The sequence below is a fragment of the Bacillus sp. SB49 genome (assembly GCF_000469135.2).
Lineage (GTDB): Bacteria > Bacillota > Bacilli > Bacillales > Halobacillaceae > Halobacillus.
This window is the reverse complement of the sequence record NZ_CP048117.1, coordinates 1490564-1517187: the sequence shown is the minus strand read 5'-3', so window position 1 is coordinate 1517187 and position 26624 is coordinate 1490564. Positions and strand designations below refer to the sequence as shown.

Genomic DNA, 26624 nt, shown 5'->3' with positions numbered 1-26624 from the left:
AATTCCTTACATAGACATTTTGAGGTTCTTATCCGATGCATGATCAGGGATGGAAGACTCATAAAAAAAGATAAAGAGAGGGTATTGTATGACTTACACAAAAGAACAGATCAAGCAGGAAGTCAAAGAGAATAACGTAGAATTCATCCTACTAGAGTTCACAGACATGCTAGGGGATACTAAGAACGTAGAACTGCCGATAGATGAATTGGACATGGTGCTGAACAACGAAGCGATGTTCGACAGTTCTTCCATCTCCGGTTTCTCTGCAATCCAAGAAAGTGACATGTATCTTGTACCAGATTTGGATACGTTCCTACTACTTCCATCTATGGTCGATGAAGATCGCAGCGCGCGCTTCATTTGTGACATCTACAAGCCGGACGGCACTCCATTCGAAGGAGACCCTCGCTACATCCTGAAACGTGCTATGAAAGAAGCAGCGGATTTAGGCTATACCGTTAACGTCGGTCCTGAACCGGAATTCTTCCTGTTCAAACTGAACGATGAAGGTTATCCGATTCGTAAGATGAACGACCGCGCCGGATACTTCGATGCTTCTCCTAAAGATAAAGGAGACAAGGTACGCCGTGATATCGTACGCACCCTTAAGAAGTACGGTTTCGAGATGGAAGCTTCCCACCACGAAGTAGCGATGGGACAGCACGAAATCAACTTCCGTTTCGATAACATGCTGAAAGCAGCAGACAACATCCAAACCTTTAAGAACGTTGTAAAGGATATTGCAACAAACCATAACTACCACGCGACATTCATGCCGAAACCGATCGCAGGCGAGAACGGCTCCGGAATGCACTGCCACCTGTCCTTGTTCCGTGATGGAGACAGCGCGTTTTACGATGAAGATGCGAAAGACGGCGTGTCTAAGACGATGAAACAGTTCATCGCAGGAATTCTGCATCACGCAAGCGGAATTGCAGCAATTACGAACCCGAACGTGAACTCCTACAAGCGTCTCGTTCCTGGTTATGAAGCTCCTGTAAGTGTAGCTTGGTCCCACTCCAACCGTAGTTGTATGGTCCGCGTACCAACAACACGTGGTAAAGGAACGCGTTTCGAAGTCCGCAACCCGGATCCGACGGCTAACCCTTACTTGACGCTTGCTGTATTGATCCAGGCAGGTCTTGAAGGTATCCGTAAGGAAATGGACGCAGGCGACGCAGAAACTCGTAACCTTTACGAAGTGACGGATGACAGCGTGCCTACTCTTCCTACGAACTTGAAAGAAGCTATCTCTGCTTTGAAGAAAGATGAAATCCTTCTGAACGCACTTGGCGATCACACATCCCAAGCTTATATCGAAGAGAAGGAAAAAGAATGGACAGAATACTCCCTGCAGGTCAGCCAGTGGGAAGTAGACATGTATATGAATAGATAACACCAAAAAGAAGCAGCCTTACAAAAGGCTGCTTCTTTTTAAGTGTAAACAAAAAGCCGCCGCCGATGCGGGGCTGTTCCACCTGCTTTATTTTCCTATTTCTCTTCGATACCGCAACGAAATATAGGACTTTTCTGAAGGAAGCTTATGAGACGGCCGCTCCCCTTTGTAAACAAAGCCGGATTTCTCATAAAAGGGAATGCCCATCTCGTTCCCTTTCGTTACAGAGACCCATTGCTCCGATGCACCACGAGCAATATGATCCTCTGTGATAGCTTCAAGCAGTCTGCCTCCGATGCCTTCCCGCTTTCTCTCAGGATCAAGATAGAGAACAAAAAGTTCTGCCGTTTCAGATCCGGTCATTCCTCCCCCGCCGGCACCGACGACAGTCCCTTCCTCATCGACAGCGACAAACCACCCGTTCCATTCATCGGAAATATCACGAACTTCCCGCGCAATCCGGTCTGCGTTATAAAATTCTTCAATCACCTGCTCAATATCTTCTTTCTCCAGCAACGATTTGTATGTTTCCCGATAGCCAGCTTCACAGACACGAATAATGTCCGCTACATTGGAACCATCCGCTTTCCGTACCTCCACCATATCTACCGAACCGCCCCTTCTTCAACTGCGTACTTTTTTCATTCGGCCTGTCACGACATATGTATTCGTCTTCGAGCGAAAGAACTGCCTCGCCCCATGATAAGTCGTGTACCAAAGATTGTTGATGACCTTAAACTCTCTTTCCTCTACATCGACGAAGATTACCGGATGATAAGAGGTTCCGAAAACTTCATCCTGCAATTCCACGACTCCGACTTCCTTCTGTTCATCCATCCACATCGTTTTCATATTTTTCATTGCGTTCCTACTCCTTCATTTACTACCAAATGTCCAATTTCTTTAGAAGTAATTATTGCAAAATTAAGACAATAAAACAATAGCGATTTGACAAAAAACAACTTCGTTCCACGAAATATAACACCCTGTGCAAACGCTTCAAATCGGTAAAAAAAACCCTTATCCTTCAGAGGATAAGGGGTATGTTTTATTACTTTACAGCGTCCAAACCCTTGTGAAATCAAGGGTGAAGGATTACAGCATGCAATGGTATGCACGAAAAAAAATCGGAGGAAAAACACTCCTTCAATTCCGGAAAAAAACATCAGAAAAAAAGTTAAAAAAATAATTAACAAACTTTTTAAAGCAGCCTGGCAGCGATGAAAAACCGATGTTGTCTGACGTCTAAAGACTTGTTATTACTCATTTCCTTGTGAATAGAGAGCAGCTCTTCTCTATATTTTTCCACTGTGAAATCAGGCACCTGCCAGGGTATGGCTTTCAAATAGTAGATCAGCGCTCCGATATCATAAAACCTCTGAGTCGGATGAGCTTCCCCTGACGCAATCAGTTCCCATTCAGGAGAAAGGAAGGGTTTTTCAGCCGTTTCCAAGGACCACTTTGCATACTCATCATTAACAGGAACCTCCAGTCGATCGTTTATGCCGGAACAATCCACCCCTCCTACTTGCTGCGTAAGAAATATCCCTCCAGGCTTCAATACACGCTTCACCTCTCCCAGGTCGTAAGAGTCGTGTTGATTCAGTACAAGATCGAATCTTGCGTTTTCGAAGGGAAGCGTGTCATTCTCGACAGGAACCACCGTCACTCCGTGTGGCTCCAGTCGTTCTTTTCCCAGCGGGTAATTAGGTGCATACCCCTCTGTCGCAGCCATATACAGCGGAAACGGAAGGAGCTTTTCCAAAAACTCGCCTCCTCCGGTCCCCATATCGAGTGCAGCACGTGCGCCATGGAGGAAGTTCCTGGCCATCGATCCATACGACCATGGCAGCAGTCCGCTCTGCATTCTTCCTGCCCCGGTAATGTAAGAGAAATCCCATCCATGGAAAGGCCGGTCTACCTCTTTTAAATAATCATTAAAATTCATCTTTGCGCCTCCTCTATTATTTTGTGGACGATTCTATCCTCCAGGAGGTGCGCGTGCCCGCTGGTATTGTTATGTATCTGGTATTCGGCTGTACATAGATTCATCCCTTTCTATTAATTCGATAATGGATGGTGAGAAACGGAAGACCGAAAATTCTCATCGTATGAACAGCACAGAGGACGCCGTTCTCTTCATGGCTCACGCGAAAATGCTCCGTCAGCGGCAGAACGATGGGGCGGCCGCGAACAATAAGGTACGTGCCGGCATCCGATTCCGGGTTCCCCTTTTCACTAGTGAGAACGAGCTCTTCCCTTTCCCTTTCCACCTCCAAGATGCCTGCCATTGCAGAAAATGGCAGCGGCAGAGAGATGTTCATGTACGTCTGCCCTCTGGATGTATGGGAAGCATACAAGGCGATAAACACCTCGGATTCATTGATCTTCCTTATCCAGGCACGAGTATTTTCTCTTCCATCTAATTTATCCGAGACAGAACGGATAGCCCCCGTCATTTCATACGTCTGCCTCGACAGCGGAAGGTTGATCTGCTTTGTCACGATACTGACGGCCCGGTAGAGAACAGCGAAGGGATAGAACCACCAATGCCAGCAGACACGGGAATATAACCGGTATTTATCGGTCTGCTCGTAAAAGGATACGATCTCCGGATGGACCTCCCCTTCTTCCCGTTCGGATACGTAGATCGAAAAATCGTCGACAAGGCCGCTGCAGGACCTTCCACCTTCCTTCCCTTTCAAAACATGCTCTCCAATCCGCCACCCTCCAGTTATGTTACTGACAGGAAAGCGAGGGACTTGGTACATGGAATCCGGAAAGGCGAGACTCCACCCCCACACTCCCGACAAGCCGAAAGCGACCATATTGATAACGCCGTGAAACATAATCATAAATTCGATGGTCACGACAAACTCATCCATGACTTGACTGAGAGCATAAGCAAGGGAAAAGAGAATCGTCACACCCAGCGAAGTAAAAGAAATCCGACACAACAGTTCCTGCATCCGATTTTTGAACGACGTCCTCCACGCTGTAGCGATAAGTGTATAAATACCAACGATATAAAGAAGGACAGAGGCTACCTCAAGGATAGGAGAAAAGGAAATGCCGAGCGCAAGCAAGATAGGGGCCGCCACGACGGACCATCCCGCGGTATAATAGGAACGCGATTTCCTCCTTCTGCCGAGAAGCCCGAGAAAGGTGAGCAGCATGAATCCCGCATAATGGAAGTGAATACTCGTCAGCCATGTAAGCAGAGGGTAAAAGCCGGTATCTATTTCCGCCACAAAAGCAAAGAACCAAAACCCTCCGATACCGAGATACACATACCCCACATCAAGGAAAAACTCTTCGACATGGGTAAACCCTCGCCGCACCATTCGGCGAACGCCATGAAAAGCGACGAGAATGGTAAAAATAAAATACAAAAGACCAAGAGCTGCATCCCACGGCATGTCCCCCGTCAACCGAAGAATGGCGACCATGACCACCGCGGTACCCGCTCCGTACAAGAGAAGCGAGGATTTCCCCTCTTCCGGCCGCCTGTTTGAAAGGAGGAGAGGGACATAAATCATTTGTGCGGCGGTAAGAATCGAATAGTACCACGGATCTGCGGAAAAGAAGGCGGCTAAAAGAAACAGCAGCGTTGAGACAACCAACCAAGGCTTCATTCCCCCGTCACCTGCCTTCTCCTGCAGTATTTCGCAGTCGGCACGTCTTTACTGAACGAAAACCCCAGGAAAGAAAGCGCGAAAAGAGCCAGATTGAAAGTTAACGGGTTAAATGGCTGTGTCAGCGATTCCGGGGCAGCCGTGACGGCTCCAATTGTCAATAGTGGAAAAGCAGCTGTCTGAGCGGCGAACAACCAGCGCTTCCTTCGGCATAGCAACCAAAGAAGACCGATGACGACTTCGCCAATTCCGATCGCAGACATGACCCGGTGAGCCACGGCTTCTCCAATGGGTAGAACAGATGTCAGCATCGCCAGTTCCTGAGGATGCTGGAAAATCAGTTTTGGTACAAGCCCGTGATAGATCCAAATAAAGCTGAATAGGATGGCGGAAAGCCATGTAACGAAAAAATTTCGATACTGCACTTCCGGCACTGTCCCTTTTTCCAGCCACCTCTTCAGGACATCGAAGCTGAGTGCCGTCGCCCAGCCGATTAAAGGGCGGAAGCAAAACCTGTCGAACAGCCGGCCTGCTGCCCCGAAATTGGTCGTATAATCATAGCGGGTGAGGAACGTCACCCCTCCGTCTTGCCTCGGCACATACTTCCAAAAACCCCGCCCCTCCCGAATGATCGACCGTTTCTGCTCTGTACCGAAATGGAGCGAAGATGTCCGTGCACCATCTCCCCCTTTTCTCGCTGTCACACTCTGCCCCCATCCGGAAATATCGAGCCCGAAGCCTATTCTCGTCTTGTATGTAAATCTCTGAGGAGACCCTTGCGCTTTCGGAAGATAAGTAATAGAAGAAAAGCGCAGATCCCAACGTTCATGAACAGAAGGTTCCTGGCTTGCTTTCCACAGGTCATCCATAGAGGTACGGATTGGTATTTCTACATAGATTGATTTCTTCTTCATCGTCATCACCTCAAGATTGTGAAATATAGCACATACTCATTATTCCAAACTTTGAAAGCGATGACAATTTGGAAAGAAGAAAAGATACCTCGTTAAAGGTATCTTTTCAGATTGGTGAGAAACATAAGAGGTTTAAAGAACCGTTTCCTTCACAAATATAATATCGCTGTAACTATATATCTAATTAGGAACGGAAAATTTCAGCGAACGGACGGGAGCATGCCCTCTCCACCCGACATTAATTCTTCACCGTTTATTCGATCCGTGCAGCATGCGGTTCGTCCGATGCGTGCCGTATTTATCTTTCAACTCCAGCCGATTCAATTCGCGCTTGAGCTTATTATAGCTCTTCAGACGACCTTCCGACAGCTCGCCGGAATCTATCGCCGCCCGCACCGCGCATCCGGGTTCGCTTTCATGTCTGCAGTTGCGGAACTTGCAGCTGTTCCCAAGAGCGTCTACATCGCTGAACGTTTGGTCGAGGTCTGCATCTTCGCCCCACAGCTGCAGTTCACGCATGCCCGGTGTATCGATCAGGTACACTCCACCTGGGATTTCAAAGAGTTCCCGGTGTGTCGTCGTATGACGGCCACGCCCATCCTCTGAACGCACGGACTGGGTGTGCTGAACGGCTTCCCCCATCAGGGCGTTCGTTAACGTAGACTTGCCGACACCGGAAGAACCAATCAGAGAGACGGTCTCGCCGGGACGGAATGACTGCCGGATTTGCTCTATACCGGCACCGCTGAGGCTGTCTACGGCATAAACGGGGACACCGGGAGCAACCTGCTCCACTTCTCTCGTCTTTCCGTCCGGATCGCTGCATAAATCTTTTTTCGTACAGACGACGACAGGACTTGCCCCGCTTTCATATACCTGCTGGACGTAGCGCTCGATCCGTCTCACGTTGAATTCAAGCGTCATGGCGGTGACGATGAATACCGTGTCCACGTTCGCCGCTATCACCTGTTCGTCGTGTCCTGTTCCCGCTTTCTTTCGCGAAAGAACCGTCTTCCTTTCCAGGACCCTCTGGATGATTCCCCTGCTTCCGTTCTCATACGCCTCAAAAATGACCCAGTCACCGACCGCAGGGTAATCGCTGTCATGAAGAGCGGTATGATGAAAACGTCCTGCCACTTCCGCTCTGACATCCCCGTTTCCAGACGCCAGTGTGTACAGACCGCGTGTATGGCGTACGACTCTCCCTGCATGCTCTTCTTCCTTCACTTGCTCTTGAAAAAATGCATTAAAATCTGTCCGTTCCATTCGATTCCTCCTAAGGTAAGGAGGACGTCAGAAGTGATGTCCTCCTTTTGTATATGGCTGGGTGTAAGTTACGTTAAATGGCTTTGTCGTTTTCATAAAACATCACTCCTGACTTATTTGGTTCCTTTATTATATCAGAAAACGTTGGAATGGAGGCAATTTTCTGATATCATCCACGAGCCACCGCTTTTTTCGCAGAAACAGCCGCAAACGTGATCGTGATTGCACAGGCGATAAGGATGGCGATAACTCCTTTCATCAGATCCCCGAACACCCAGCCGTCAATCATCACCGTCCGCATGCTTTCAAAGACATACGTCGTCGGGTTGATGGCAGCGGCTACCTTCAGCCACTGCGCTTCGATAAGGTCGTACGGTACGAATGTCGTGCTCAGGAAGATGAGCGGAAAGAAGATGAAGGTTCCCGCCTGAGACGCCTGTGCATTCTTCGTTCTTAACGCGACCCCCGCCGAATAGCCGGCGAAAGCAAGCCCCCACCCGATGGCAATCAACAAGACAAACAGCATGCCGAGAAAACCTGTCTTCACCTCAAGCCCCATCAAGAAAGCGATTCCGAAGATCAATACTGTCTGAACAAGAAGCTGGAGCATTCCTGCAATGATGGGTCCGAGCACGATTGCAAGTCTTGAAGCCGGCGTCAGCAGAAGCCTGGAAAAGAAGCCGTTCTCAATATCTTTGACGATTCCCTGCCCTGCCCCGCCTGCGCCTCCGATTGCCGCCGAAACGATGGATACAGGAAGAATGAATGCTAAATAATTGGCTCCTTCGAAGGTAGGAAGCTGGGAGATCCCGCTTAACCCTCCGTCATAGACGAGCAGGAAAAAGACAGAAATGATTAAGTTCGGAATGAAAGAGAACGGATTACGGATCGTCGTCTTAATACTGCGTACAGTGAGCAGCCATGTATCTTTCCATACATTATTACCCATGTGCTCTCTCCCCTTCTTCCTTCTGCTCTTTCGTGATCTTCAGGAAAATATCATCCAACGTCGGAGAAGAAAGCTGGATGTCATCCACTGCGATCCCCTCCTGATCGAAGATACGGACGACTTCCAGCAGCTGTTTCGTCCCTTCTTCTACGTATATCAGTAAATTTCCGTCCTTCCTGATGACATCGTTCTGTTCCAACCGGTCATGAAGAATAGCTTGGGCGGCTTCCTCCTGATTGGAGTCCTTCAACCGAAGAGTAATCAAATCATCCCCGATCTGCTGCTTCAATTCCTTCGGTGTCCCGGTAGCGACGATTTCTCCCTTGTTAATGATGCTGAGCCGGTCAGCGAGATTATCCGCTTCCTCCAAATATTGTGTTGTAAGGAAGATTGTCGTCCCGTTCTCTTCATTTAAGCGGCGGAGTTCTTCCCAAATGGCGATCCGATTTGATGGATCAAGCCCGGTCGTCGGTTCATCCAGAAAAAGAATTTTTGGTTCATTGACAAGTGTCAGCGCCAAGTCAAGGCGCCTGCGCATCCCGCCGGAGTAGTTGCCTACACGACGCTCGGCTGCGTCTTCCAATTGCACAATCTCCAAGAGCTCGCTTGCCCGCTTCTTCCCGTCCTGTTTGCCAAACCCGAAAATATAAGACTGTAGTTCCAAAAGCTCTCTACCGGTCAAATCAGGATCTACTCCCGTTTCCTGGAGAGCAACGCCGATGTAACGTCTCACCTCTTCCGGTGCACGGATGACATCGTGACCTGCAACCGTAATGTTACCGGAGGATGCATTGATGAGCGTTGTCAATATTTGTACCGTTGTGGATTTACCCGCACCGTTCGGTCCGAGAAATGCAAAAAATTCTCCTTCTTCCACTTGGAAGGAAACGTCTTTCACCGCGGTGACATTTCCCTTCTTGAATGTTTTTGACAGATGCTCTACTTCTATTCTTCCATTCATACCAAACCCCTCCATCCTTCTTCACCTTTTCCTTCATCTTTATCCTTATACCCCGTTCCGCATACATATGAGCCTGGGGGCATTTATTTCGAAGTAAAGGTTTGATGTTTTTATAGAGCGGGTATAAACAACTTCACAACACAAGTTGGAAACCGCAAAACTAGACGGTTTTCGCTCTTGTCCCATACCTCCCACCCATGATAAGATATAAAAACACTTAATTTTCTGACAACATTAATTTACAGGAGGTGACAGTCATGGGATTATTGGAATTATATCCATGGATCGCACCTGTACTCCTACTGGTGAGTATCGCGACCCTGTTCGCGTCCTACTTCAGTTTGAAGTCCAGGAAATATATGATCTTTACAGCACTGGGAATGGTGCAGACTTTTATCAGCCTTAACTTCGCGACGACCGTCGGACCGATCCTCTTCGGTATCGGCCTCATCCAGTTTTACGCTGGTTTGGTGAATATAAAAAGGGTGAAAGCTATGAGACATGAGTAATCATGTTCTTATAGACCTTTCACCCTTTTTTCAATATAGAAGCATAGATGCCCGATTGTAGGAAAATAGTTGAATTCTTCGCCTCTTGGAATGTCACTCTCCGGATGAGGCTCGATATTCCAATAAGCAAGCAGGCTTGCGAATGTTTCTAAAAATTTCCCTTTATTATACTTATATAACTCAGGGACGCAGATGTTTGTAGTCAAGTGCTCGAACGGTTCCTCATACTGAGGTTCGATATACATATGTACATAATGAACCACACTTTTATAAATTGCGACAGTCGTCCGTTCATCCTGAAAAGACCGTCCTTTTTTCTTCTTTTGATAATCTTTGAAATTGTACACTTCCGCCATCCTATCCGACCTCCCCACATAATAGTATAGTACAATAATTCTTTCAAAAAGGACAATCTCCTGCATGACTGCAATATATTCCTACCCCTGCATGCTTTTATGGTATTCTTAAATCAAGATCCCACGAAAGGGAGAGGAGATCCAAGTATGAGGAAATGGTTGTCGATTCTTTTCCTTCTCCTCCTGATCATTGCAGGCTGCAGCTGGACAGGCAGTGCCGGGGAAAAAGGTTCGGACTCCGCTGCAGGCGGTGACTCGACGGAAGAACAGGAAGAATCAACCAAACTTGATGTGGACGGCACAACTTACATAATAGAGCAGGATAATTTCCCTATTCTTTGGCAGTTCATCCACTCTTCAGGAAACACGGAGGCTGCAATAGAAGGGCTGCATTATCAGGAGGTAACGGAAGACCGTTATCTTATAGATTTTGCATGCCGGGAAGACGTCTGCTCCCATTTATTGATCAGCTTTGAAGACGAAGTATCTTACCTTCTGAGCGATTTAAGCGAACGGGAAAGCATAGAATTATCTCCGGAGGGAGGGTATGCGGCCTTCCTTTTCTCCCGTGACGTCAATGGAGAAAAGAAACACCAGATGACCGTTGTGGATATGGCTTCCCTCAATCCTATGGAGCTGGAAACCGCCGATGAATACTTACTTCCCAGACCGGATCAGTACCAATATGCGATTGATTCTGTTACTTTTATGGAAGAAACGCTCATTCAAATGAAAAGCGAATCCATTCCGGAAGAACCCGGACGCGAAAGCGTAACTTCGCTATGGAAGTACGGAAAGGAATAAGGAGGAACACAAAAATGAACGAAACTTTAGAAACGATTTTGAATCATAAATCCATCCGCAAATTCAAAGATATTCCGCTGACCGGCGAGCAGTTGAACACCATTATCGCATCTGCTCAGCAGGCTTCGACTTCCAGCTATATGATGGCGTATTCCATCATTGGCGTCACGGATGAAACGAAGAAAGCACAGCTGGCGGAGATCACCGGACAATCGTACGTGAAGGATAACGGACACCTGATGATTTTCTGTGCCGACCTGCACCGCCACACTCTTCATGCGACAGAAGACCAATATGAAGAAATGGTGGAAAACCTGGAGAACAGTGAACACTTCCTTGTGGCAGCGATCGATGCAGCACTGGCCGCTCAGAATGCTGCCATTGCTGCAGAATCGATGGGACTTGGTATTTGTTATATCGGCAGTATCCGAAACCAATTGAATAAAGTAGATGAAATACTTGATCTTCCTAAACACGTACTTCCATTGTTCGGCATGGTATTCGGCACGCCGGATGCTGAACCGGATAAGAAACCCCGACTGCCGAAAGAAGCCGTTTATTTCGAAAATACCTATCAGAAGGATCACAAGGAGAAACTTGCCGCGTTCGATCAAACGATTGCCGCTTATTACGCAGGCAGACAGACGAACAACCGCAGCGATTCGTGGACAGACCAAATGCTGCGCCGTTTCAAGAAACCGATCCGGATGGACGTTACCGGCATCGTGAAGAAGAAGGGCTTTAACAAACAATGAAAATAGAGGAAGTAAGAAAGGTTCTGGATGAGGCAGAACGAGTTGTCGTCTTAACAGGTGCCGGCGTCTCGACGGCAAGCGGCATACCGGATTTTCGTTCTTCTCAAGGGCTGTGGACAGAAGACCATTCCCGAGAGTACTACATGTCCGCTGATTATTTCCACCAGAACCCGCAGGACTTCTGGAACAAATATAAAGAGATCTTCCGGCTTAAACTGCTCCAGGACTACGAGCCTAATGATGTGCATCACTTCCTGAAACAACTGGAAGCGGGCCGTCGTGTTTCCATCATTACGCAAAATGTAGACGGGCTGCATGAACGTGCAGGCAGCACGGACGTGCTGGAACGCTTACCCGGTTGAATCGATCCGGGAAGCTGTCCTTCCCTCCTGCATCTCCTGCGGAAGTGTGCTTCGACCTGACGTTATGCTGTTCGGTGACCCGATCACGCTTCACGAAGAAGCGGAAGCACGGATTGAACAGGCAGACGTGCTGCTTGTCATGGGAACGTCCCTTACGGTCACCCCTTTTAGTCTGCTGCCGTATACGGCAGCGGGGGATCCTCGCATCACGACGGTCATCATTAACCGGGAAGCAACCGGCCATGATCACCTTTTCGATTATGTCATCCACGGGGACTTAACGGAAGTGCTGCGGGCTTTAAAGAATAAGGGATGATAGAAAGAGAGGCTCAGAGTAGATCCATACTCTGAGCCTTTTTGCTTTCCCGGACAAGCATCCTTCAGGTCGTTTCGTTCTATTTCGATTATACTACACAAATGTAAGGGTTTCCACAGATATATTAATAGGAAAGAACACGATTTTCTATAAGCTTTGTCACTTTTTGCAGAAAGGCTTCCAGCGACACCGTTTCGGACTCTTTTTGTCCGTAGATCCGTACGTTCAAGGAGTGATTGTCTCTCTCTGCATCTCCTACGACGATGATATACGGTGTTTTACTCATTTGAGCATCCCGCATTCGATAGCCGAGTTTCTCTTCTCTTGCGTCCACCTCTGCTCTTATTCCTGATCTTTTCAAATGTTCGATGACACGGCCGGCATATGCCTCATGGGCAATAGGCGATACGGGCAGCACTTTCACCTGTTCTGGGGCCAGCCAGACGGGAAATGCTCCGGCGAAATGTTCAATTAAAATGCCAAGGAAGCGGTCAATGGAGCCGAATACGGCGCGGTGCAGAACGACCGGACGGACTTTCGCTCCCGTTTCATCTACATAAGTGAGATCAAATTTCTCGGGCATTTGAAAATCAAGCTGTACGGTTGCACACTGATGGCTTCTCTGCAGCGCATCTTTAATATGAATATCGATCTTCGGTCCATAAAACGCACCGTCGCCTTCATTAATCACGTAATCATTCGGCAGGCGGTCCAATACGGATTTCAATGCTTCCTCCGCTTGGTTCCACATCGCATCCTCCCCCATCGACTTCTCCGGACGAGTGGATAACTCAACAGTATATTCAAACCCGAACGTGCGGTACACCTCGTCGATCAACCGGAGAGCAGAAGCAATTTCATCTTCGACCTGATCCGGTCGGACAAATATATGCGCATCATCCTGACAAAAGGACCGCACCCGGAGAAGCCCATTCAACGCGCCGCTGTATTCATGACGGTGCACCTGCCCGAACTCAGACATGCGGATCGGCAGGTCACGGTACGAATGAAGCTGATTTTTGAAAATCAACATATGGCCCGGGCAGTTCATCGGTTTCATAGCGAACGTCTGATCATCCACTTCCGAGAAGTACATGTTCTCCTTATAATGATGCCAGTGCCCCGACTGCTTCCAAAGGCGCTGATTCATCATAAGAGGCGTCCGGACTTCCTCATAGTCGTGTGCCTGTTGAAGACAGCGCAGAAATCCTTCCAGTTCATTCCTGATTATTTGACCGTTCTTCGTGTAAAAAGGCATGCCGGGAGCTTCTTCCGAAAAGAAGAAAAGATTGAGTTCCTTCCCGAGCTTCCTGTGACTGCGACGCTCTGCCTCTTCCAGAAGGGCTGAGTGTTCGTCAAGCTCTGCCTTTGTCGGGAAAGCTTTACCGTACACCCGCTGCATCATCGGCTTCTCCTTATCCCCCTGCCAATAAGCTCCCGCAACATTCGTAAGCACAAAGGCACCGACCCATTTTGTGGACGGAACATGGGGTCCTCGGCACAAATCGACGAATTCCCCTTGTCGATAAATAGAAATCCCCTCGTCATCCGGCACCCGGTCGATCAGCTGTTCTTTGTATGGATCCCCTTCAAACAAGGCATGCGCCTCCTCTCTCGTCATCGATTCCCTTGTTACCGGGTAATTTTCCTCTATGATTTTTTTCATTTCTTTTTCAATTACAGGAAGATCTTCTTTCGTCAGCATGTGATCCATGTCGATATCGTAAAAGAACCCATTCTCTGTGACTGGTCCAATGCCGAGGTGGACGTCCCCGTAGAGCCGCCTGATCGCTTGGGCAAGCACATGAGCGGCCGTGTGACGCATCATTTTCACGAATGCCTCTGACTTTGAGTCCAGCAGTTCGATGGCTGCATCTTCAACAATCGGACGTCGGTAGTCATACAACTCCCCGTTGACCGTTCCACCGACAGACCGCTTTTTAAGACTCGGGCTGATTGAATCCGCAATTCCTTCAAGCGTGATGCCACTTTCGTATTCCTTCTTTTTTCCGTCTGGAAAAACGATTTCCACGTTTGAGTGCTTCATAACAAATCTCTCCTTTTTTTGTATAAAAAAAACGCACCTCATCCCGATAAAGGGACGAGTGTGCGCTCGTGGTTCCACCCAGTTTCCCGTCTTCGTTAAAGGACGGCTCTCTGACAGCTTGTAACGCAGCAATACGGCACGGCATTGGCCTCCGCGCGGCTCGGAGGTGGTAAGGAACAGCCCGGCATCGAGGAAGTTCTCAGCATACCCTTCCCTCTCTGTCGATCGTCAACGGTTCCCTTTTGTCCTCTTCTTCGCTTTCTCTGTAAATAAAAAAAACACGCATCCCTCACAGTAAGGGACGAGTGTTCGACTCGTGGTTCCACCCAAATTCCCGTCACATAAGTAACGGCTTCGGCTGCATTAACGGTGCAGATCCGGCATGGCATTATCCTCCATGCAGCTTCGAGGTGGTAAATGGAGACGGCGCATTCCAGGAAGCTCTCAGCTTGTGCTTCCTTCTCTGTGGACCGCTGTACCCCACCGTTTGTCCTCATCACGGCTGTTGCCTATCGAATTGATATACACTTTATACCAAAAGGAAAATCCAGTCAACCACTTTTTGCAGATTTTTCCGCTTCGAGTCCGAGGACGGCCCCCATGTACTGGGAGGCGGTCGTGAAGCAGATGTACGCACACAGTTCACTGATTTCTGCATCATTGAATACATCCCGTAAGACTTGGAAGACCGAATCCGGAACCATGCCGCGATAGACGGTGAACACTTCTGCGAACCCCGCAGCGACAGCAGTCCGTTCGTCATACTCGGAAGGATCCGGCTTTCCTTTCGCCTTACAATATTCACAGCCATTCTTCTGCGCGAGCACCCGCCGTACCTGTTCCTTCAATGCTGCGGACAGTTTGCCCTCCTCCATAAGACAGGTACCTAAGCTGCTCCACGCTTTCATCGCAGCGGGCTGATGTCCTAATAATCGTTCAAATGGTGTCGTTCCTTCTGATGCAAAATTAATTCTTGGCATTTCCTCTCCCCCTTGTCATAATCATAAGAGAAATACACGGATCTCACCATTACATAAAAGAAGCAACACTGAGGAATACCTTACATTCACAAATGAATTCGAGAGGATGCTATCCAAATGAAAATCGATGACATAGATAAGCAGATTTTAAATGAATTGCAGAAAGACAGCCGCCTTTCCATGAGAAAGCTCGGCGGGCGTATCGGCATGTCCGCACCGGCTGTCAGTGAGCGGATCAAGCAGATGGAATCGTTCGGCATCATCAAGGGGTACGGGGTACGGATCGATTACGCCAACGCCGGTCTGCCGATCTGCTGCATCATCGAAGTGACGGTCCGTGACGGACAGTACGAACGCTTCCAGAACAGAATCGTGAAGCGGAAAGACGTCTCCTCCTGTGAACGAATCGCCGGCCGGGCCTGCTATATGTTGAAGCTCCATGTCAGCGAGCTGATAGAAATAGAAGGGTTCATCGACGAGTTCGCCGATATCGCTCATACCGTGACGAACATCGTATTCTCCCAAGTGGAAACATCTATAAGCCTCTGATCGATAGAAAAAAGAGCAGCCGTCATCGGCTGCTCTCTACCTGTTCCGTCCTTCTTCCGTCAAGCGGTTCAGCTGCTTCATTCGTCTTCGTTCTGCAGTTCGATCTGCTCCGATTCTCCGTCCCAATCAATCGTAAAGACGATGTCGTCGTCAGCTTCGTTCACGGCACAGCCCGAGCAGCCGCCTCCGGAATATTGAAACGCCCCGTCTTCTACTAAGGCTCCTGTTCGAGAAGACTCTCCGGCCGGGGTATCCAAATGATAATCGACCGTGGAAGGAGCTTCCCCATCCCCGATGTAGCGGATCTGCAGGGACGATGTCTGCCTGTCTTCCCCTGTCACCTCCGCCTGGAAGCGGACATCCCAGAAATCACCCGTTCCTTCAAAACGGTGTGTTTCCTGGGAACAGCCGAGGAGAAGAAGAAAAAACGCGAGGATCCCTACTGCTTTTTTCACACGATCCCTCCTCTTTTGACACTATTATAACAAATTATGGAATAATAAACGTTTTATGAGAGGGTATTAGGAAACCCGGCAGCGGATCTCCCTGTCCGTAAAACAGCCGGCACTTGAAATGCGGATGGAAATACAAAGGAAGAAGACCCTTTTATGCAAACGAGCCAAAAGGGTCTTCTTCTTATTGTTCCGTATCCTTGGTCACCAATTTAAGTGGAACCGGAATGTATTCTTCTACTTTCTCACCCTGCAGGACATCAAGCCCTGCTTCTACAGCAAGGGAGCCGATCTCCTCCGGCTGCTGGGCGACTGTCGCTGACAAATTCCCTTGTTCGATGCTGGAGAGAGCGTCCTCGTTTCCATCAAATCCTACGACAAGCACATCCCTGCCGGAGCTCTTTATTGCTTGGTACGCCCCGAGCGCCATTTCATCGTTGTGAGCAAATACAGCCTTAATATCCGGGTTTCCCTGGATCAGGTTTTCCATGGTATCCAGGCCTTCCGTCCGGTCGAAGTTCGCCGTCTGCTTTGCGACGACGTCCAGCTTCTCATCTGCAACATGGTGGAAGCCGGCACCGCGTTCCCTCGTCGCGGATGCTCCCGGCACGCCTTCAAGTTCTGCTACTGCCGCACCTTCGCCAAGCTGCTCGACGATGTATTCCCCGGCCATCTCGCCGCCCTTTTCGTTATCCGAGCTGACGAGCGTCTCTACGTCCCCTTTTTCAGAAGAGCGATCGAGTGTGATGACAGGGATACCGATGCTGTTCGCAGACTGCACGGCTGTTGAAATAGCCGCAGAATCCGTAGGGTTGATCAAGAGCACATCGACACCCTGCTGGATCAAATCTTCGACGTCACTGATCTGTTTCGCCGCATCGTTCTGTGCATCGACCGTCAACACGTCCATTCCTTCTGCTTCCGCTTTCTTCTCCACACCGTCTTTCATAGATACGAAGAACGGGTTATTTAACGTCGAAACGGACAAACCGATTGTGATATCATCCATATCTGTCTTATTTCCAGGCTTTGCCCACTCCGGCGGCTGCAGCGAACAAGCACCGAGAAAGATGAGCGAAAAGCCGATGACTACCATCCATAATTTCTTCATACGATTTCCCTCCTATGCTGCTTTCTTGCGATCGATCAATACGGCGATGATAATGACGATTCCTTTGACGACCATCTGGAAGAAGGACGAGACGCCAAGCAGGTTGAGCCCGTTGTTCAATGTTCCGATGATCAAAGCGCCGATCAACGTCCCTACAATCAATCCACGCCCCCCGGATAAACTTGTCCCGCCGAGTACGACGGCTGCAATCGCATCCAGTTCGTAAGACGTACCCGCTGTCGGCTGCGCGGAATTCAGTCGGGAGGTAAGAATCGCCCCCGCCAATGCGGACAAAAGGCCGGCAAGGGAATAGATCATGATTTTCATCCGGGAAACGTTGATTCCAGAGATCCGTGCTGCCTTTTCATTTCCGCCGATCGCATACGTCCTTCTTCCGAACGGTGTCTTATGCAGAATCACCCATAAGACGAGAAAAGCTAGAAGCATCGTGATCGCCGGTACCGGAATACCGAGGAAGTAGCCCCGTCCGAACAGCTGAAACGCATAGCTGTCTCCGAGCCCTGTAATCGGGTTCCCGTCGGTGTAAACAAGGGTCAATCCGCGGAACATGGTCATCGTAGCAAGTGTCGCGATAAACGGAGCCATTTTCCCTTTCGTAATTAACAGCCCATTGACCATACCCATTACGGCGCCGAGCAGACAGCCGATCAAAATGGCAAGGATCGGGTCCATGCCGGACACCATCATCCCCGCCATCAAAGCACTCGATAAAGCAAGGATGGACCCGACGGACAGGTCGATCCCTCCTGTCAGAATGACGAAGGTCATGCCGTAAGCAATTAATGCATTAATGGCAACCTGCCTTAATAAATTCAATAAGTTCAATGGTTCTAAAAAGCTCGGATTAATTATTGAAACGGTCGCCATCAATACGATCAGACCGAGCAGCGGTCCGAGCTTCTGGATGAAATTCCCGATATGGTTCGTTTTGACTGCGTTATCCATGTACATGACCTCCTGTAGCCAATGTCATTATTTTTTCCTGATCGGCATCTTCTCTACCCAATTCTCCTGCGATTTCTCCTTCATGGACGACGAGAATCCGGTCGCTCATACCGAGCACTTCCGGAAGCTCCGAAGAGACCATGATGATGGCTACTCCCCTGTCCGTCAGTTCGTTCATCAACTGGTAAATTTCCCGCTTCGCGCCGACGTCGACCCCTCTTGTCGGTTCATCGAGAATCAATACTTTCGGCCCGATTCCGATCCATTTCGCGATGACGACCTTCTGCTGGTTTCCTCCGGAGAGGTGGTTCGCCGGCGTTTCCGAAGATTCTGTTTTGATGGTCAGCCGCTTGATAAGAAGATCGACGAAATCCGATTCGCTCTTCTCTTCGATCCGGCCGTACTTCGTAAAACTCGCTAAGCTGGGAAGAGCGATATTATCTTTAATGGAAAAATCAAGGACGAGCCCTTCTTCTTTCCGGTCTTCCGTAATAAATCCGATGCCCTTGGCAACGGCCTCGGAAGGACGCCTGACGACAATCGGTTCCCCGTTCATGACGATTTCCCCGTCGTCTTTCTGATCGAGCCCAAAGATCGCCCGCATGATTTCGGTCCGTCCCGCCCCCATCAATCCTGCGACACCGACGATTTCGCCGGCTCGTATAGAAAAGTTGACATTTCGGAACGCTCCTGCCCGGGAAAGGTTCTTTACTTCCAGCACCTTTTCTCCGACAGAAGGTTTTCGGGCAGGGAAACGATCCGTCAGTTCCCTGCCGACCATTTTCCGGACGACGTCATCGAAGTCCGTTTCCGGAATCGGTGTCGTATCGACGGTTTTTCCGTCACGCATCACCGTGATCCTGTCGCAAATCGTAAAGATCTCTTCCATCCGGTGGGAAATATATACGATGGATACCCCGTCTTGTTTGAGGGAACGGATGACCGCGAACAACTTTTCAATCTCTCTTTCTGTAAGCGCCGCCGTCGGCTCGTCCATGATGATCACTTTCGCATCCGTCATGAGCGCTTTGGCGATTTCGATCATCTGCTGCTCCCCGACGGAACACTCCCCTGCATCCTTGGTCAGCGGGATGGTGATCGCAAGCTTCTCAAATTGCTTTTCTGCAATCGCTTTCATTTTGTTCCTTCGAATTAAACCGAAAGATGTAACCGGTTCCTTATTGATAAATAAATTGTCAAGCACCGTCATATCCGGCCACACGTTCAGCTCCTGATGGATAAAGGCGACACCGGACTTCTCAGCTTCCTTCGGATTGGTGAAGGTATGCTTCTCGCCATTTATGATAATCGTACCTTCATCCCGTTTATGCAGCCCCGTCAATATGTTCATCAGAGTCGATTTTCCGGCTCCGTTCTCCCCCATCAGGGCATGGACTTCCCCGTCCCTGATTTCTATATCGACACCTTCGAGCACCTTATTTTTACCGAAGGCTTTATGAATGTTTTCCATACGTATGTGCATCGTATCCCTCCTTAAAAAGTGACGCCCGCATGAAGGATAGCATTCGCATAGGGCGTCGTTTCTCCTGTACGGATCACGACTTTTGCATGCGCCGTCGCTTCCTTGAAATCTTCGTGGGCCGTGTAGCGGATGGCCGGGAAGCTTGCGGCCATCTCTTGGTGCACCGCTTCATTGCCTGCGATTTCTTCTGCAAGCGTCACCTGTTCGATGACCATTTCCTCCTGCATAAGCTTAATGACTTCCAGAAAGGACGGCGTTCCTTCCCGGAGAGCCACATCGATCTTCCTTACACCATCCGGCACCGGCAGCCCGGCATCGGCGATCACAATCGTATCGGTATGGCCGAGATCTGCGAGCACCTTCGCAATATGACTGTTCAACATCCCGTTTTTCTTCATGACCGTAACGCCCTTTCCACTTCTTCTCTCGTCGGCATTCCGCCTTGCGCACCGAAGCCTGTTACAGAAAGCGATGCCGCACGATTAGCGAAGAGCAGTGCCGCTTCCATGTCCTGCTTCTCTGCAATAGCTGTTCCGAACGCCGCATTGAATGTGTCCCCTGCCCCTGTCGTATCGACGACCTGAACGGAGAAAGAAGGGATGAGCTTCTCTGTTGCGCCGTCATAGTAGCGGACGCCTTTTTCCCCTTCCGTGATGAGCAGTTTTCCAGGGTAACGCTTTGTTACATCCTCCGGGTTGCCGCCGTCGAACAGCACGGCTGCTTCATGCTCATTCGGAGTAAGAAAAGCAGCCTGTTCGATGACTTCCGCCGGTATTTGCCTGGCAGGCGCCGGGTTGAGCAGAAGCGGGACCCCGATGTCGGCACTGATTTGAGCCATCGTCTTTACGGTTTCTTCCGGAATTTCCTGCTGGATCATTAGCAGGTCGCACGTTTGGAAAAAAGGAATCAGCTTCTCTACGTAATCCGGCGTCACATGATCATTCGCCCCTTTAACGACGACGATGCTGTTGTCCCCCTCGGCCAAAATGATGTGAGCCGTTCCTGTCCTAGCATCTGTAACCGGTTCCACATAGTCCGTATGGACACCGTTTTCACGAAAATTGGCGAGAACAGCTTCCCCGTATGGATCTGTTCCGACGCAGCCGATCATATAGACATCAGCCCCGAGGCGAGCTGCCGCTACCGCCTGATTGGCTCCCTTGCCTCCAGGCACCGTTTGAAAAGATTCCCCCAAAACCGTTTCTCCTGCCGACGGCCTTTTTGCTGATGTTACTACGAGATCCATCGACGAACTGCCGATGACGGCAATTTTAGCTTTCTTCATCATGTGTTCCTCCTCTAGTCGTTTGTCTGTCTATAAATGCTACCGGCAGTTCGACTGCCGTTTCCGTTATGCTTTGTTTTTTAATTAATCGGATCAGAAGCTTCGCTGCCTCCCTGCCCATATCGTAGGCAGGCTGGCGGATTGTCGACAGTGGTGGATAGGCGAGACTGCTTTGTGGGATATCATCATAGCCGACCACCTGCACGTCTGCCGGAATCCGCTTCCCAAGGCGCAGAGCTTCATGGAGAATCGCAATTCCGACGATATCGTTACTCGCAATCACACCATCCGTGTCCGGGTGCACCCGGAACAGCTCTTCCGCCCAGCCTTTCGCTGCATCGAATGTGTAAGAGTCTGTCGACAGGACCGAGAAGTCAACTTCTGCCGACCCCAGCACCTCGAGCGCCCCCTGGAACCGCTCCATCGCAGGCTTGACGTGCGCCGGTCCTTTTATAAGCGTGATTTTTTTCGCGCCTCGTTCGACCAGCGCTTTTGCCGCCAGTCTGCCGCCTTCCCGTCCATCCGCATAAACGGACGGATAGGCACCGGAGGTACGGTCCATCAGCACAAGCGGAATCGATAAAGGCTCATAAATACCATCATCCGCCCTGTTGGTCGCGGAGATGACTCCGACGACGTTATTCTGCAGGAACGTTTGAATGTATTCCTGTTCTTTCTTCGCTTTCTCATCACTGTTCCCAAGGAGCAGACGAAACCCTTCGCGGGCCGCCTCGTCCTCAACACCTCTTGCCAGCTGCGGGAAGAACGGGTTCGTAATATCAGGAAGCAGCAGGCCGATCAGCCTCGATTCCCGCTTATAAAGAGATCGGGCTACTTCATTCGGACTGTAATTCAGTTTCGAGATCGCCTCCATCACCTTCTCACGCGTGTCGGCACCGACATATCCGTTGTCGTTCAACACACGGGAGACGGTCGCGACAGAGACGCCGGCTTCCTTCGCTACATCTTTTATTGTAACCACGTCTTCACCTCATTTTATGTAACCGGTTACATAAAATGTAGCATACCCACTCAAAGAAAGCAACCTCCCTTTTTGCAAAAAAGAGCTTTCCTCTTCAAAAAATAAGGAAAGCTCTTTTCTTTTTATCAAAGGTCGAAGACGGCATTTGCGTGGGCAGGCATTTGCTTCACATGAAGCAGGTAGTTCGTCATCGCCTCATCTTCTCCATCCGGATAATCGTACCCGCCCGCCCCGGAGACCTCCAGGCCGAGGAAGCGGAACAAATCTCCCATCGTAAAGAGAGCGGCCCATATATCCGGATAGCTGTCATCGGCGTATGTAGCCGCGTAGAGATTCCAATACGGATCCGGAAGCAGGCGTTTGAATTCGCTGCCCGCTTTTCCGACAGATAGGTCGAAGCCCATATCGAAACCGATCCACCAGGACACCATTTGGTTGAGCCTGCTGCGTATGATCTCTTCCATCATGAATTTCGCATAGGGCAGCTGATCCCGCCAAATCGCTTTCGCCACATTCTGCTGACACCACCAGAAGTCGTTGCAGCAAAGGTAGAATTCTTCCCTGTCCGGCTTTTGAATATGGTAATCCGTATCCGCAGATTCAGGAATTGTCGGAAGAATTCCGTCTTTATCGAGAATAGGCAGTGTCAGAGAATCCTGTCCATAGTTCGCTTCTGCATGCGCGATCGTTTCCAAATGGAGATCGATGCGGTTTCCGTCTTCCAACAGCATCAAGTACCCGTACCAATCCCATTCGTCTTGGTCCCTCCCCTTATCCGGCTCCTGCGCGATAAGAATCCGACCGAACCGATGGATCCACGAACCGTCTGCAAGAAACGAACCGATGTCCTTCACGACAAAAACAATATCATAATCCTGGAAAATATCCTTTTTCACATTGGGATTTGTTCTTGAACCATTCATATACACGGCACGGATCCGCTCATCCGCTTCGGCAATTCCATTAATCAGATTCATCATTTCCAATTCCGTCCTCACCTGTTATCCCTCCGTCCATTGATCCTAGTATATCTTTGACAGAAGGAACCTTTTTTCCTCTATCCGCTCCTTAATTTTCCGAAAATTATGGTAAAATCAGAGAGTAATTTTATTCCTTATGGAAAGCAGGCAAATCCATGAAAGCTCTTTTCTTTTTATACGACGGGTATGTCGATTGGGAAATCAGTCCACTTGCCTATATATTCAGCGAAACAGATGTCACGATTGAGACGGCCGGCCATACGGAAGAGATCAGACATTCGGGTCAGTTTGTCATCCGGGTAGACCACAACATAAATAATTGTGACGTGGATGATTATGACATGCTCGTGATCCCGGGTGGAGATCCGGAGCCTTTGATCGGCGATGAAGCCTTAAGGACACTCATCCGATCGTTTCATGACAAGAACAAGCGAATTGCCGCCATCTGCGGGGCTTCTGCTCTGCTTGGCATGAGCGGAGTGCTCGAAGACAGAGAATATTCCACTTCGCTCGAGTCGGAGGAATTTCCGGATTACCTTCCCGAAGTAGGCAGAAGCAAAACGGACGTGACGGTAAGCGGGAATGTCATTACTGCGGAAGGGAATGCCTACATCGAATTTGCCGTCGCCGTCGCCAAGGAAGCAGGATTGTTCCGGGACCGGGAAGATGAACTCGAAACCGTGCTGTTCTTTAAAAACCAGCTTCGTGCTTGATCATCAGGAGGGAACATATGAAAGAGATAAGCATGGGGAAATTTACAGAGGGGGACTTCTCCGACTACTTCCGCCTTGTTTCTGATGTCCGTGTCATGGCTCAAATAACCGAGCGTGCCATACCAGAAGAAGAAGCCCGGAGCAACTTCGACAAACTGCTGAAGAGGAATGCCGACGGGACGTCGTTCGGTTCGTATAAAGTGTACGATTCGTCCGGCGGCTTTCTCGGACTTGCCCATTTAACCCGCAGCGTGGAAAAACAAGAAGAAGCGGAAATCGGTTATATGATCGTGCCGGATTGCTGGGGTCTCGGATACGGAAGTAGGATAGCTGGAAGGTTAATCACCATGGCAGAAAACCAAGGCCTCGAAAGACTGACGGCCGTCATCGATCCGAAGAATACCGCTTCGAAAAGAATCTTAACGAAACAAGGTTTTGTTTCTGTTTATCAAGGGACGATCGACGGACTACCCGGGGAAATTCTCCACAAAGAGCTGTTGTCCATCGATGATGTTTGACCACGTGCAGTCTGCCAGGGAGGGATCGATGATGCAGTCCCAAGCTTTAAACCATTCCTTTTCTTATGTTTGAAAGAAAAAGGAAGCATTAGGGTAATTCCCCTATGCTCCCTGGCAATAGCATAAAACGCCTCTCCAAAGAGAGGCGCACATCTAATCTCCGATCATTGTCCCCTGATGGAACGTCATCTGCCACTTCCCGTCTGTCCGTTTCCATACCGAGGTCCGCAGGGAGTGTTTGTCCGTTTTTTGGATGTATATACGAAAAGAGGTCATCGCGCTTTCCGGCGAAAGCGGCGTGCAGTGAAAATCATCAAGCAGGAAGCCGGGATCGTCTTCACCAGGGAGCCGCTTAAGAACGTGCTCTTTCCCGTACGCTTTTCCTGTGCTCGAAAATTCCAGGAAATCATCCGCCAGCAGCTCGTTTAGAGATGTGGCCGATTTCCGCACCTCTCCCTCCAGCAGTTTGGTTTCCAGCTGATACAAATGCTTTTCTAAAGCTGTTTCCATGCCCTTCCCCCTTTTCTCAGTCCTTATGGATGACAGCTGTCGAGAAAGGGACGCCGTTGTCGTAATTCAGAATGAGCTGATACGACCGCCCCTTCTTTTTGTCTCCTGCTTTCTTAAGGACCGCTTCATCGAATGCCAATGCTTCCTGCACGTCCGACTTTTGAAAAGTCGTTTGTACGACAAGCGCCTCCTGATCAGGCTGATATGTGATCGACTCAATATTCTCAGAAAAATCTTTTTGTAGAACGTCATCGATCACCTTCCCTACCTTCTCCTTCTCTTCCTGCGTCACTTCCCCTTCCCATTTGACAGGTGCCGGTTCCGCTTCGGATCCGGCGACGGCAAAATAGCCGAATAAGCTTAACCCAACGGCCGCAAGTAACCCGATGCCGATCCACACATACTTTTTCAAACAGATCCCCCTGCCTCTCCATTATCATTGGCTTTCTACCATCCTATGATATTGGTCGGTTGAAGATAATAGCTTTCGCCGAAATAATCAGTGCCGTCACCTTGAATTTACATAAAAATCCACTACTGTGATACTCTCAATATAACACAGCGTGAACGGAATGGGAGCAGATAAAAGCACCCCTGAACCAGGAGGCTGCCTGCTTCAGGGGTGCGCAGAGTTAAATAGCTTCATTCATCTTCTTCAACGTTTCATAAGAATAAGCGGCCACATCCGTATGTTCTGGAAGTGTCCCCGCCCATTCCATCAATTCCCACTCCGCCAGCTGGTGCGAGTGGTCCAAAAGATAGCGCGAGCGATCATACCTGCGATTCATAAACGCCTGCATGATGGTATGAACATCCTCATGCTCCTTGATCAACTCCGCTAAGACGACGGCATCCTCGACTGCGAGCGCTGCCCCTTGACCAAGATGAGGAGTCGTACAGTGAGCAGCATCTCCTATTAATAGGACAGAGCCTTCATACCACGGACTTTGCAACATATGATCAAAGATTGGACGGTAAACGACAGCATCAGGATCGGTAATCCATGGCTTGATGGCAGCCACTTGTCCACCGAAACCATCGATCCTGTCCAATAATAACTCATGAAGGCGATCTTCCGGCATTCTCGGATTCCCTGGTTCAGACGTCGTTAGTAACAGGTACATTTCCTGTTCCGACATTGGAACCAAGCCGGCTTTTGCCTTTTCACCATAATACAGGATACTCGTTTCCACACCTTCCAATCGAGGCAGTTTGTATCTCCATACAGCCTGACCGACGTAAGACTTTTCGATCGATCCGAATAACAAGTCTCTCATTCTGGAATTCGCTCCGTCTGCGCCAATGACGAGATCATATGTTTGTACAGTCCCGTCCGTAAGCTGTACGGATACCCCTTGCTCTATATGGTTGAAAGATTCAACTGTTGTCCCCATTCGCATTGTCGTGTCGTAAGACAATGCCTCTTCAAGAAGAAGATCATGGAGTTTTTTTCTGGAGATGACATTCAGACCGGGGTACCCTGCAATTTTAGGAGATTCCGGTTCTGCGAATCGGTTTCCTTCCGCATCGCAGTAGGCCATTCCTTCAAATGAATAACCTTCTTCCAGACACCGTTTCGCTACATTTAATTCATTTAACGCACGGAGTGCATTCGGCGGCTGGAAAATACCGACTCCATACACCTGCCAATCTTGTTTCACTTCGACTATTTCTGTTTTTATCCCCAGTTTTCCGAGGGCGATGGCCGTCGACAGTCCACCGATGCCTCCGCCGACTATAAGAACACGCGTAATTGGTAATTGTGACATAGAATGACCTTCTTCCTACTAATCTTCGTTTGAACACCTTCTACATTGTATAC

31 protein-coding genes are annotated in these 26624 nt (G+C 49.3%); 9 read left to right on the top strand and 22 right to left on the bottom strand.

Annotated elements, in window-relative coordinates; genetic code table 11:
- The first annotated feature begins 88 nt into the window (after positions 1–88).
- Positions 89–1399: a type I glutamate--ammonia ligase gene (glnA, locus tag M662_RS07985; protein ID WP_008638400.1), complete on the top strand. Its 1311-nt coding sequence runs from the start codon at positions 89–91 to the stop codon at positions 1397–1399.
- Positions 1400–1486: 87 nt separating this feature from the next.
- On the opposite strand, the gene M662_RS07980 is transcribed toward glnA, so the two are convergent.
- The 8 genes from M662_RS07980 to M662_RS07945 form a co-directional block, all read right to left on the bottom strand.
- Positions 1487–2002, bottom strand: coding sequence for a GNAT family N-acetyltransferase (locus tag M662_RS07980; RefSeq protein WP_026577569.1), 516 nt, complete (start codon positions 2000–2002; stop codon positions 1487–1489).
- 21 nt (positions 2003–2023) lie between these two features.
- Positions 2024–2260, bottom strand: a complete 237-nt coding sequence (locus tag M662_RS07975) for a hypothetical protein (RefSeq protein ID WP_008638404.1) — start codon at positions 2258–2260, stop codon at positions 2024–2026.
- Between the two features lie 340 nt (positions 2261–2600).
- On the bottom strand, positions 2601–3347 hold the full coding sequence (locus M662_RS07970; protein ID WP_026577570.1) for a class I SAM-dependent methyltransferase: 747 nt from the start codon (positions 3345–3347) through the stop codon (positions 2601–2603).
- A gap of 100 nt (positions 3348–3447) precedes the next feature.
- The gene (locus tag M662_RS07965) at positions 3448–5034 is read right to left on the bottom strand and encodes a YndJ family protein (protein ID WP_026577571.1); all 1587 of its coding nucleotides are present in this window, start codon (positions 5032–5034) and stop codon (positions 3448–3450) included.
- The gene (locus M662_RS07960) at positions 5031–5948 is read right to left on the bottom strand and encodes a DoxX-like family protein (RefSeq protein WP_026577572.1); all 918 of its coding nucleotides are present in this window, start codon (positions 5946–5948) and stop codon (positions 5031–5033) included. The genes M662_RS07965 and M662_RS07960 overlap by 4 nt, the downstream gene beginning before the upstream one ends.
- Before the next feature lie 246 nt (positions 5949–6194).
- The gene (gene rsgA, locus M662_RS07955) at positions 6195–7214 is read right to left on the bottom strand and encodes a ribosome small subunit-dependent GTPase A (RefSeq protein ID WP_026577573.1); all 1020 of its coding nucleotides are present in this window, start codon (positions 7212–7214) and stop codon (positions 6195–6197) included.
- A gap of 169 nt (positions 7215–7383) precedes the next feature.
- Positions 7384–8163 carry an ABC transporter permease gene (locus M662_RS07950; protein ID WP_008638410.1) on the bottom strand — a complete coding sequence of 260 codons (780 nt, stop codon included), beginning with the start codon at positions 8161–8163 and terminating at the stop codon, positions 7384–7386.
- A complete protein-coding gene (locus M662_RS07945; protein ID WP_026577574.1) occupies positions 8156–9124 on the bottom strand; it encodes a daunorubicin resistance protein DrrA family ABC transporter ATP-binding protein in 969 nt (322 codons plus the stop codon). Before M662_RS07945 ends, M662_RS07950 begins: the two co-directional genes overlap by 8 nt.
- Before the next feature lie 257 nt (positions 9125–9381).
- On the opposite strand from M662_RS07945, the gene M662_RS07940 reads away from it, so the two are divergent.
- Positions 9382–9633 (top strand): hypothetical protein, encoded by a 252-nt coding sequence (locus M662_RS07940; protein WP_008638412.1) that lies wholly within the window; start codon positions 9382–9384, stop codon positions 9631–9633.
- An 8-nt stretch (positions 9634–9641) separates the two neighbouring features.
- On the opposite strand, the gene M662_RS07935 is transcribed toward M662_RS07940, so the two are convergent.
- Positions 9642–9989 (bottom strand): hypothetical protein, encoded by a 348-nt coding sequence (locus tag M662_RS07935; protein ID WP_008638414.1) that lies wholly within the window; start codon positions 9987–9989, stop codon positions 9642–9644.
- A 147-nt stretch (positions 9990–10136) separates the two neighbouring features.
- Here M662_RS07935 and M662_RS07930 point away from each other — a divergent pair, with 147 nt between their 5' ends.
- The 4 genes from M662_RS07930 to M662_RS19685 are packed head-to-tail and all read left to right on the top strand — an operon-like array spanning position 10137 to position 12226.
- Positions 10137–10793 carry a hypothetical protein gene (locus M662_RS07930; protein ID WP_026577575.1) on the top strand — a complete coding sequence of 219 codons (657 nt, stop codon included), beginning with the start codon at positions 10137–10139 and terminating at the stop codon, positions 10791–10793.
- A 14-nt stretch (positions 10794–10807) separates the two neighbouring features.
- Positions 10808–11548, top strand: a complete 741-nt coding sequence (gene nfsA, locus M662_RS07925; protein WP_026577576.1) for an oxygen-insensitive NADPH nitroreductase — start codon at positions 10808–10810, stop codon at positions 11546–11548.
- Entirely contained in the window at positions 11545–11910 is a 366-nt protein-coding gene (locus M662_RS19690; RefSeq protein ID WP_328700178.1) for a Sir2 family NAD-dependent protein deacetylase, read from the top strand. The genes nfsA and M662_RS19690 overlap by 4 nt, the downstream gene beginning before the upstream one ends.
- Positions 11870–12226 carry a Sir2 family NAD-dependent protein deacetylase gene (locus M662_RS19685; RefSeq protein WP_328700177.1) on the top strand — a complete coding sequence of 119 codons (357 nt, stop codon included), beginning with the start codon at positions 11870–11872 and terminating at the stop codon, positions 12224–12226. Before M662_RS19690 ends, M662_RS19685 begins: the two co-directional genes overlap by 41 nt.
- 124 nt (positions 12227–12350) lie before the next feature.
- On the opposite strand, the gene thrS is transcribed toward M662_RS19685, so the two are convergent.
- Entirely contained in the window at positions 12351–14273 is a 1923-nt protein-coding gene (gene thrS / locus M662_RS07915; protein ID WP_026577577.1) for a threonine--tRNA ligase, read from the bottom strand.
- 551 nt (positions 14274–14824) lie between these two features.
- Complete coding sequence (locus M662_RS07910) at positions 14825–15253, bottom strand: carboxymuconolactone decarboxylase family protein (RefSeq protein ID WP_026577578.1); 429 nt, start codon at positions 15251–15253, stop codon at positions 14825–14827.
- A 117-nt stretch (positions 15254–15370) separates the two neighbouring features.
- Between M662_RS07910 and M662_RS07905 the strand changes: the two genes are divergently transcribed.
- On the top strand, positions 15371–15802 hold the full coding sequence (locus tag M662_RS07905) for an Lrp/AsnC family transcriptional regulator (protein ID WP_026577579.1): 432 nt from the start codon (positions 15371–15373) through the stop codon (positions 15800–15802).
- 77 nt (positions 15803–15879) lie between these two features.
- On the opposite strand, the gene M662_RS07900 is transcribed toward M662_RS07905, so the two are convergent.
- The 8 genes from M662_RS07900 to M662_RS07865 form a co-directional block, all read right to left on the bottom strand.
- Positions 15880–16257, bottom strand: coding sequence for a hypothetical protein (locus M662_RS07900; RefSeq protein WP_051348868.1), 378 nt, complete (start codon positions 16255–16257; stop codon positions 15880–15882).
- Positions 16258–16438: 181 nt separating this feature from the next.
- Positions 16439–17365 carry a ribose ABC transporter substrate-binding protein RbsB gene (gene rbsB, locus M662_RS07895; protein WP_026577581.1) on the bottom strand — a complete coding sequence of 309 codons (927 nt, stop codon included), beginning with the start codon at positions 17363–17365 and terminating at the stop codon, positions 16439–16441.
- A 12-nt stretch (positions 17366–17377) separates the two neighbouring features.
- Complete coding sequence (rbsC, locus tag M662_RS07890; RefSeq protein WP_051348869.1) at positions 17378–18337, bottom strand: ribose ABC transporter permease RbsC; 960 nt, start codon at positions 18335–18337, stop codon at positions 17378–17380.
- The gene (locus M662_RS07885) at positions 18324–19814 is read right to left on the bottom strand and encodes a sugar ABC transporter ATP-binding protein (protein WP_008638431.1); all 1491 of its coding nucleotides are present in this window, start codon (positions 19812–19814) and stop codon (positions 18324–18326) included. The genes rbsC and M662_RS07885 overlap by 14 nt, the downstream gene beginning before the upstream one ends.
- Positions 19815–19825: 11 nt before the next feature.
- Complete coding sequence (gene rbsD / locus M662_RS07880; RefSeq protein WP_026577583.1) at positions 19826–20212, bottom strand: D-ribose pyranase; 387 nt, start codon at positions 20210–20212, stop codon at positions 19826–19828.
- Positions 20209–21099 (bottom strand): ribokinase, encoded by an 891-nt coding sequence (gene rbsK, locus M662_RS07875; RefSeq protein WP_026577584.1) that lies wholly within the window; start codon positions 21097–21099, stop codon positions 20209–20211. Before rbsK ends, rbsD begins: the two co-directional genes overlap by 4 nt.
- Positions 21086–22081 carry a LacI family DNA-binding transcriptional regulator gene (locus M662_RS07870; RefSeq protein ID WP_026577585.1) on the bottom strand — a complete coding sequence of 332 codons (996 nt, stop codon included), beginning with the start codon at positions 22079–22081 and terminating at the stop codon, positions 21086–21088. Before M662_RS07870 ends, rbsK begins: the two co-directional genes overlap by 14 nt.
- A gap of 125 nt (positions 22082–22206) precedes the next feature.
- Positions 22207–23079: an aminoglycoside 6-adenylyltransferase gene (locus tag M662_RS07865; protein ID WP_026577586.1), complete on the bottom strand. Its 873-nt coding sequence runs from the start codon at positions 23077–23079 to the stop codon at positions 22207–22209.
- A 137-nt stretch (positions 23080–23216) separates the two neighbouring features.
- Between M662_RS07865 and M662_RS07860 the strand changes: the two genes are divergently transcribed.
- Positions 23217–23774 carry a DJ-1/PfpI family protein gene (locus M662_RS07860; protein ID WP_026577587.1) on the top strand — a complete coding sequence of 186 codons (558 nt, stop codon included), beginning with the start codon at positions 23217–23219 and terminating at the stop codon, positions 23772–23774.
- A 17-nt stretch (positions 23775–23791) separates the two neighbouring features.
- Positions 23792–24292: a GNAT family N-acetyltransferase gene (locus M662_RS07855; protein ID WP_026577588.1), complete on the top strand. Its 501-nt coding sequence runs from the start codon at positions 23792–23794 to the stop codon at positions 24290–24292.
- 153 nt (positions 24293–24445) lie between these two features.
- On the opposite strand, the gene M662_RS07850 is transcribed toward M662_RS07855, so the two are convergent.
- The 3 genes from M662_RS07850 to M662_RS07840 form a co-directional block, all read right to left on the bottom strand.
- Entirely contained in the window at positions 24446–24802 is a 357-nt protein-coding gene (locus M662_RS07850; RefSeq protein ID WP_008639454.1) for a nuclear transport factor 2 family protein, read from the bottom strand.
- 16 nt (positions 24803–24818) lie between these two features.
- Positions 24819–25214, bottom strand: coding sequence for a hypothetical protein (locus M662_RS07845; RefSeq protein WP_026577589.1), 396 nt, complete (start codon positions 25212–25214; stop codon positions 24819–24821).
- A gap of 220 nt (positions 25215–25434) precedes the next feature.
- Positions 25435–26571: an FAD-dependent monooxygenase gene (locus M662_RS07840; protein ID WP_026577590.1), complete on the bottom strand. Its 1137-nt coding sequence runs from the start codon at positions 26569–26571 to the stop codon at positions 25435–25437.
- Between the last annotated feature and the right edge of the window lie 53 nt (positions 26572–26624).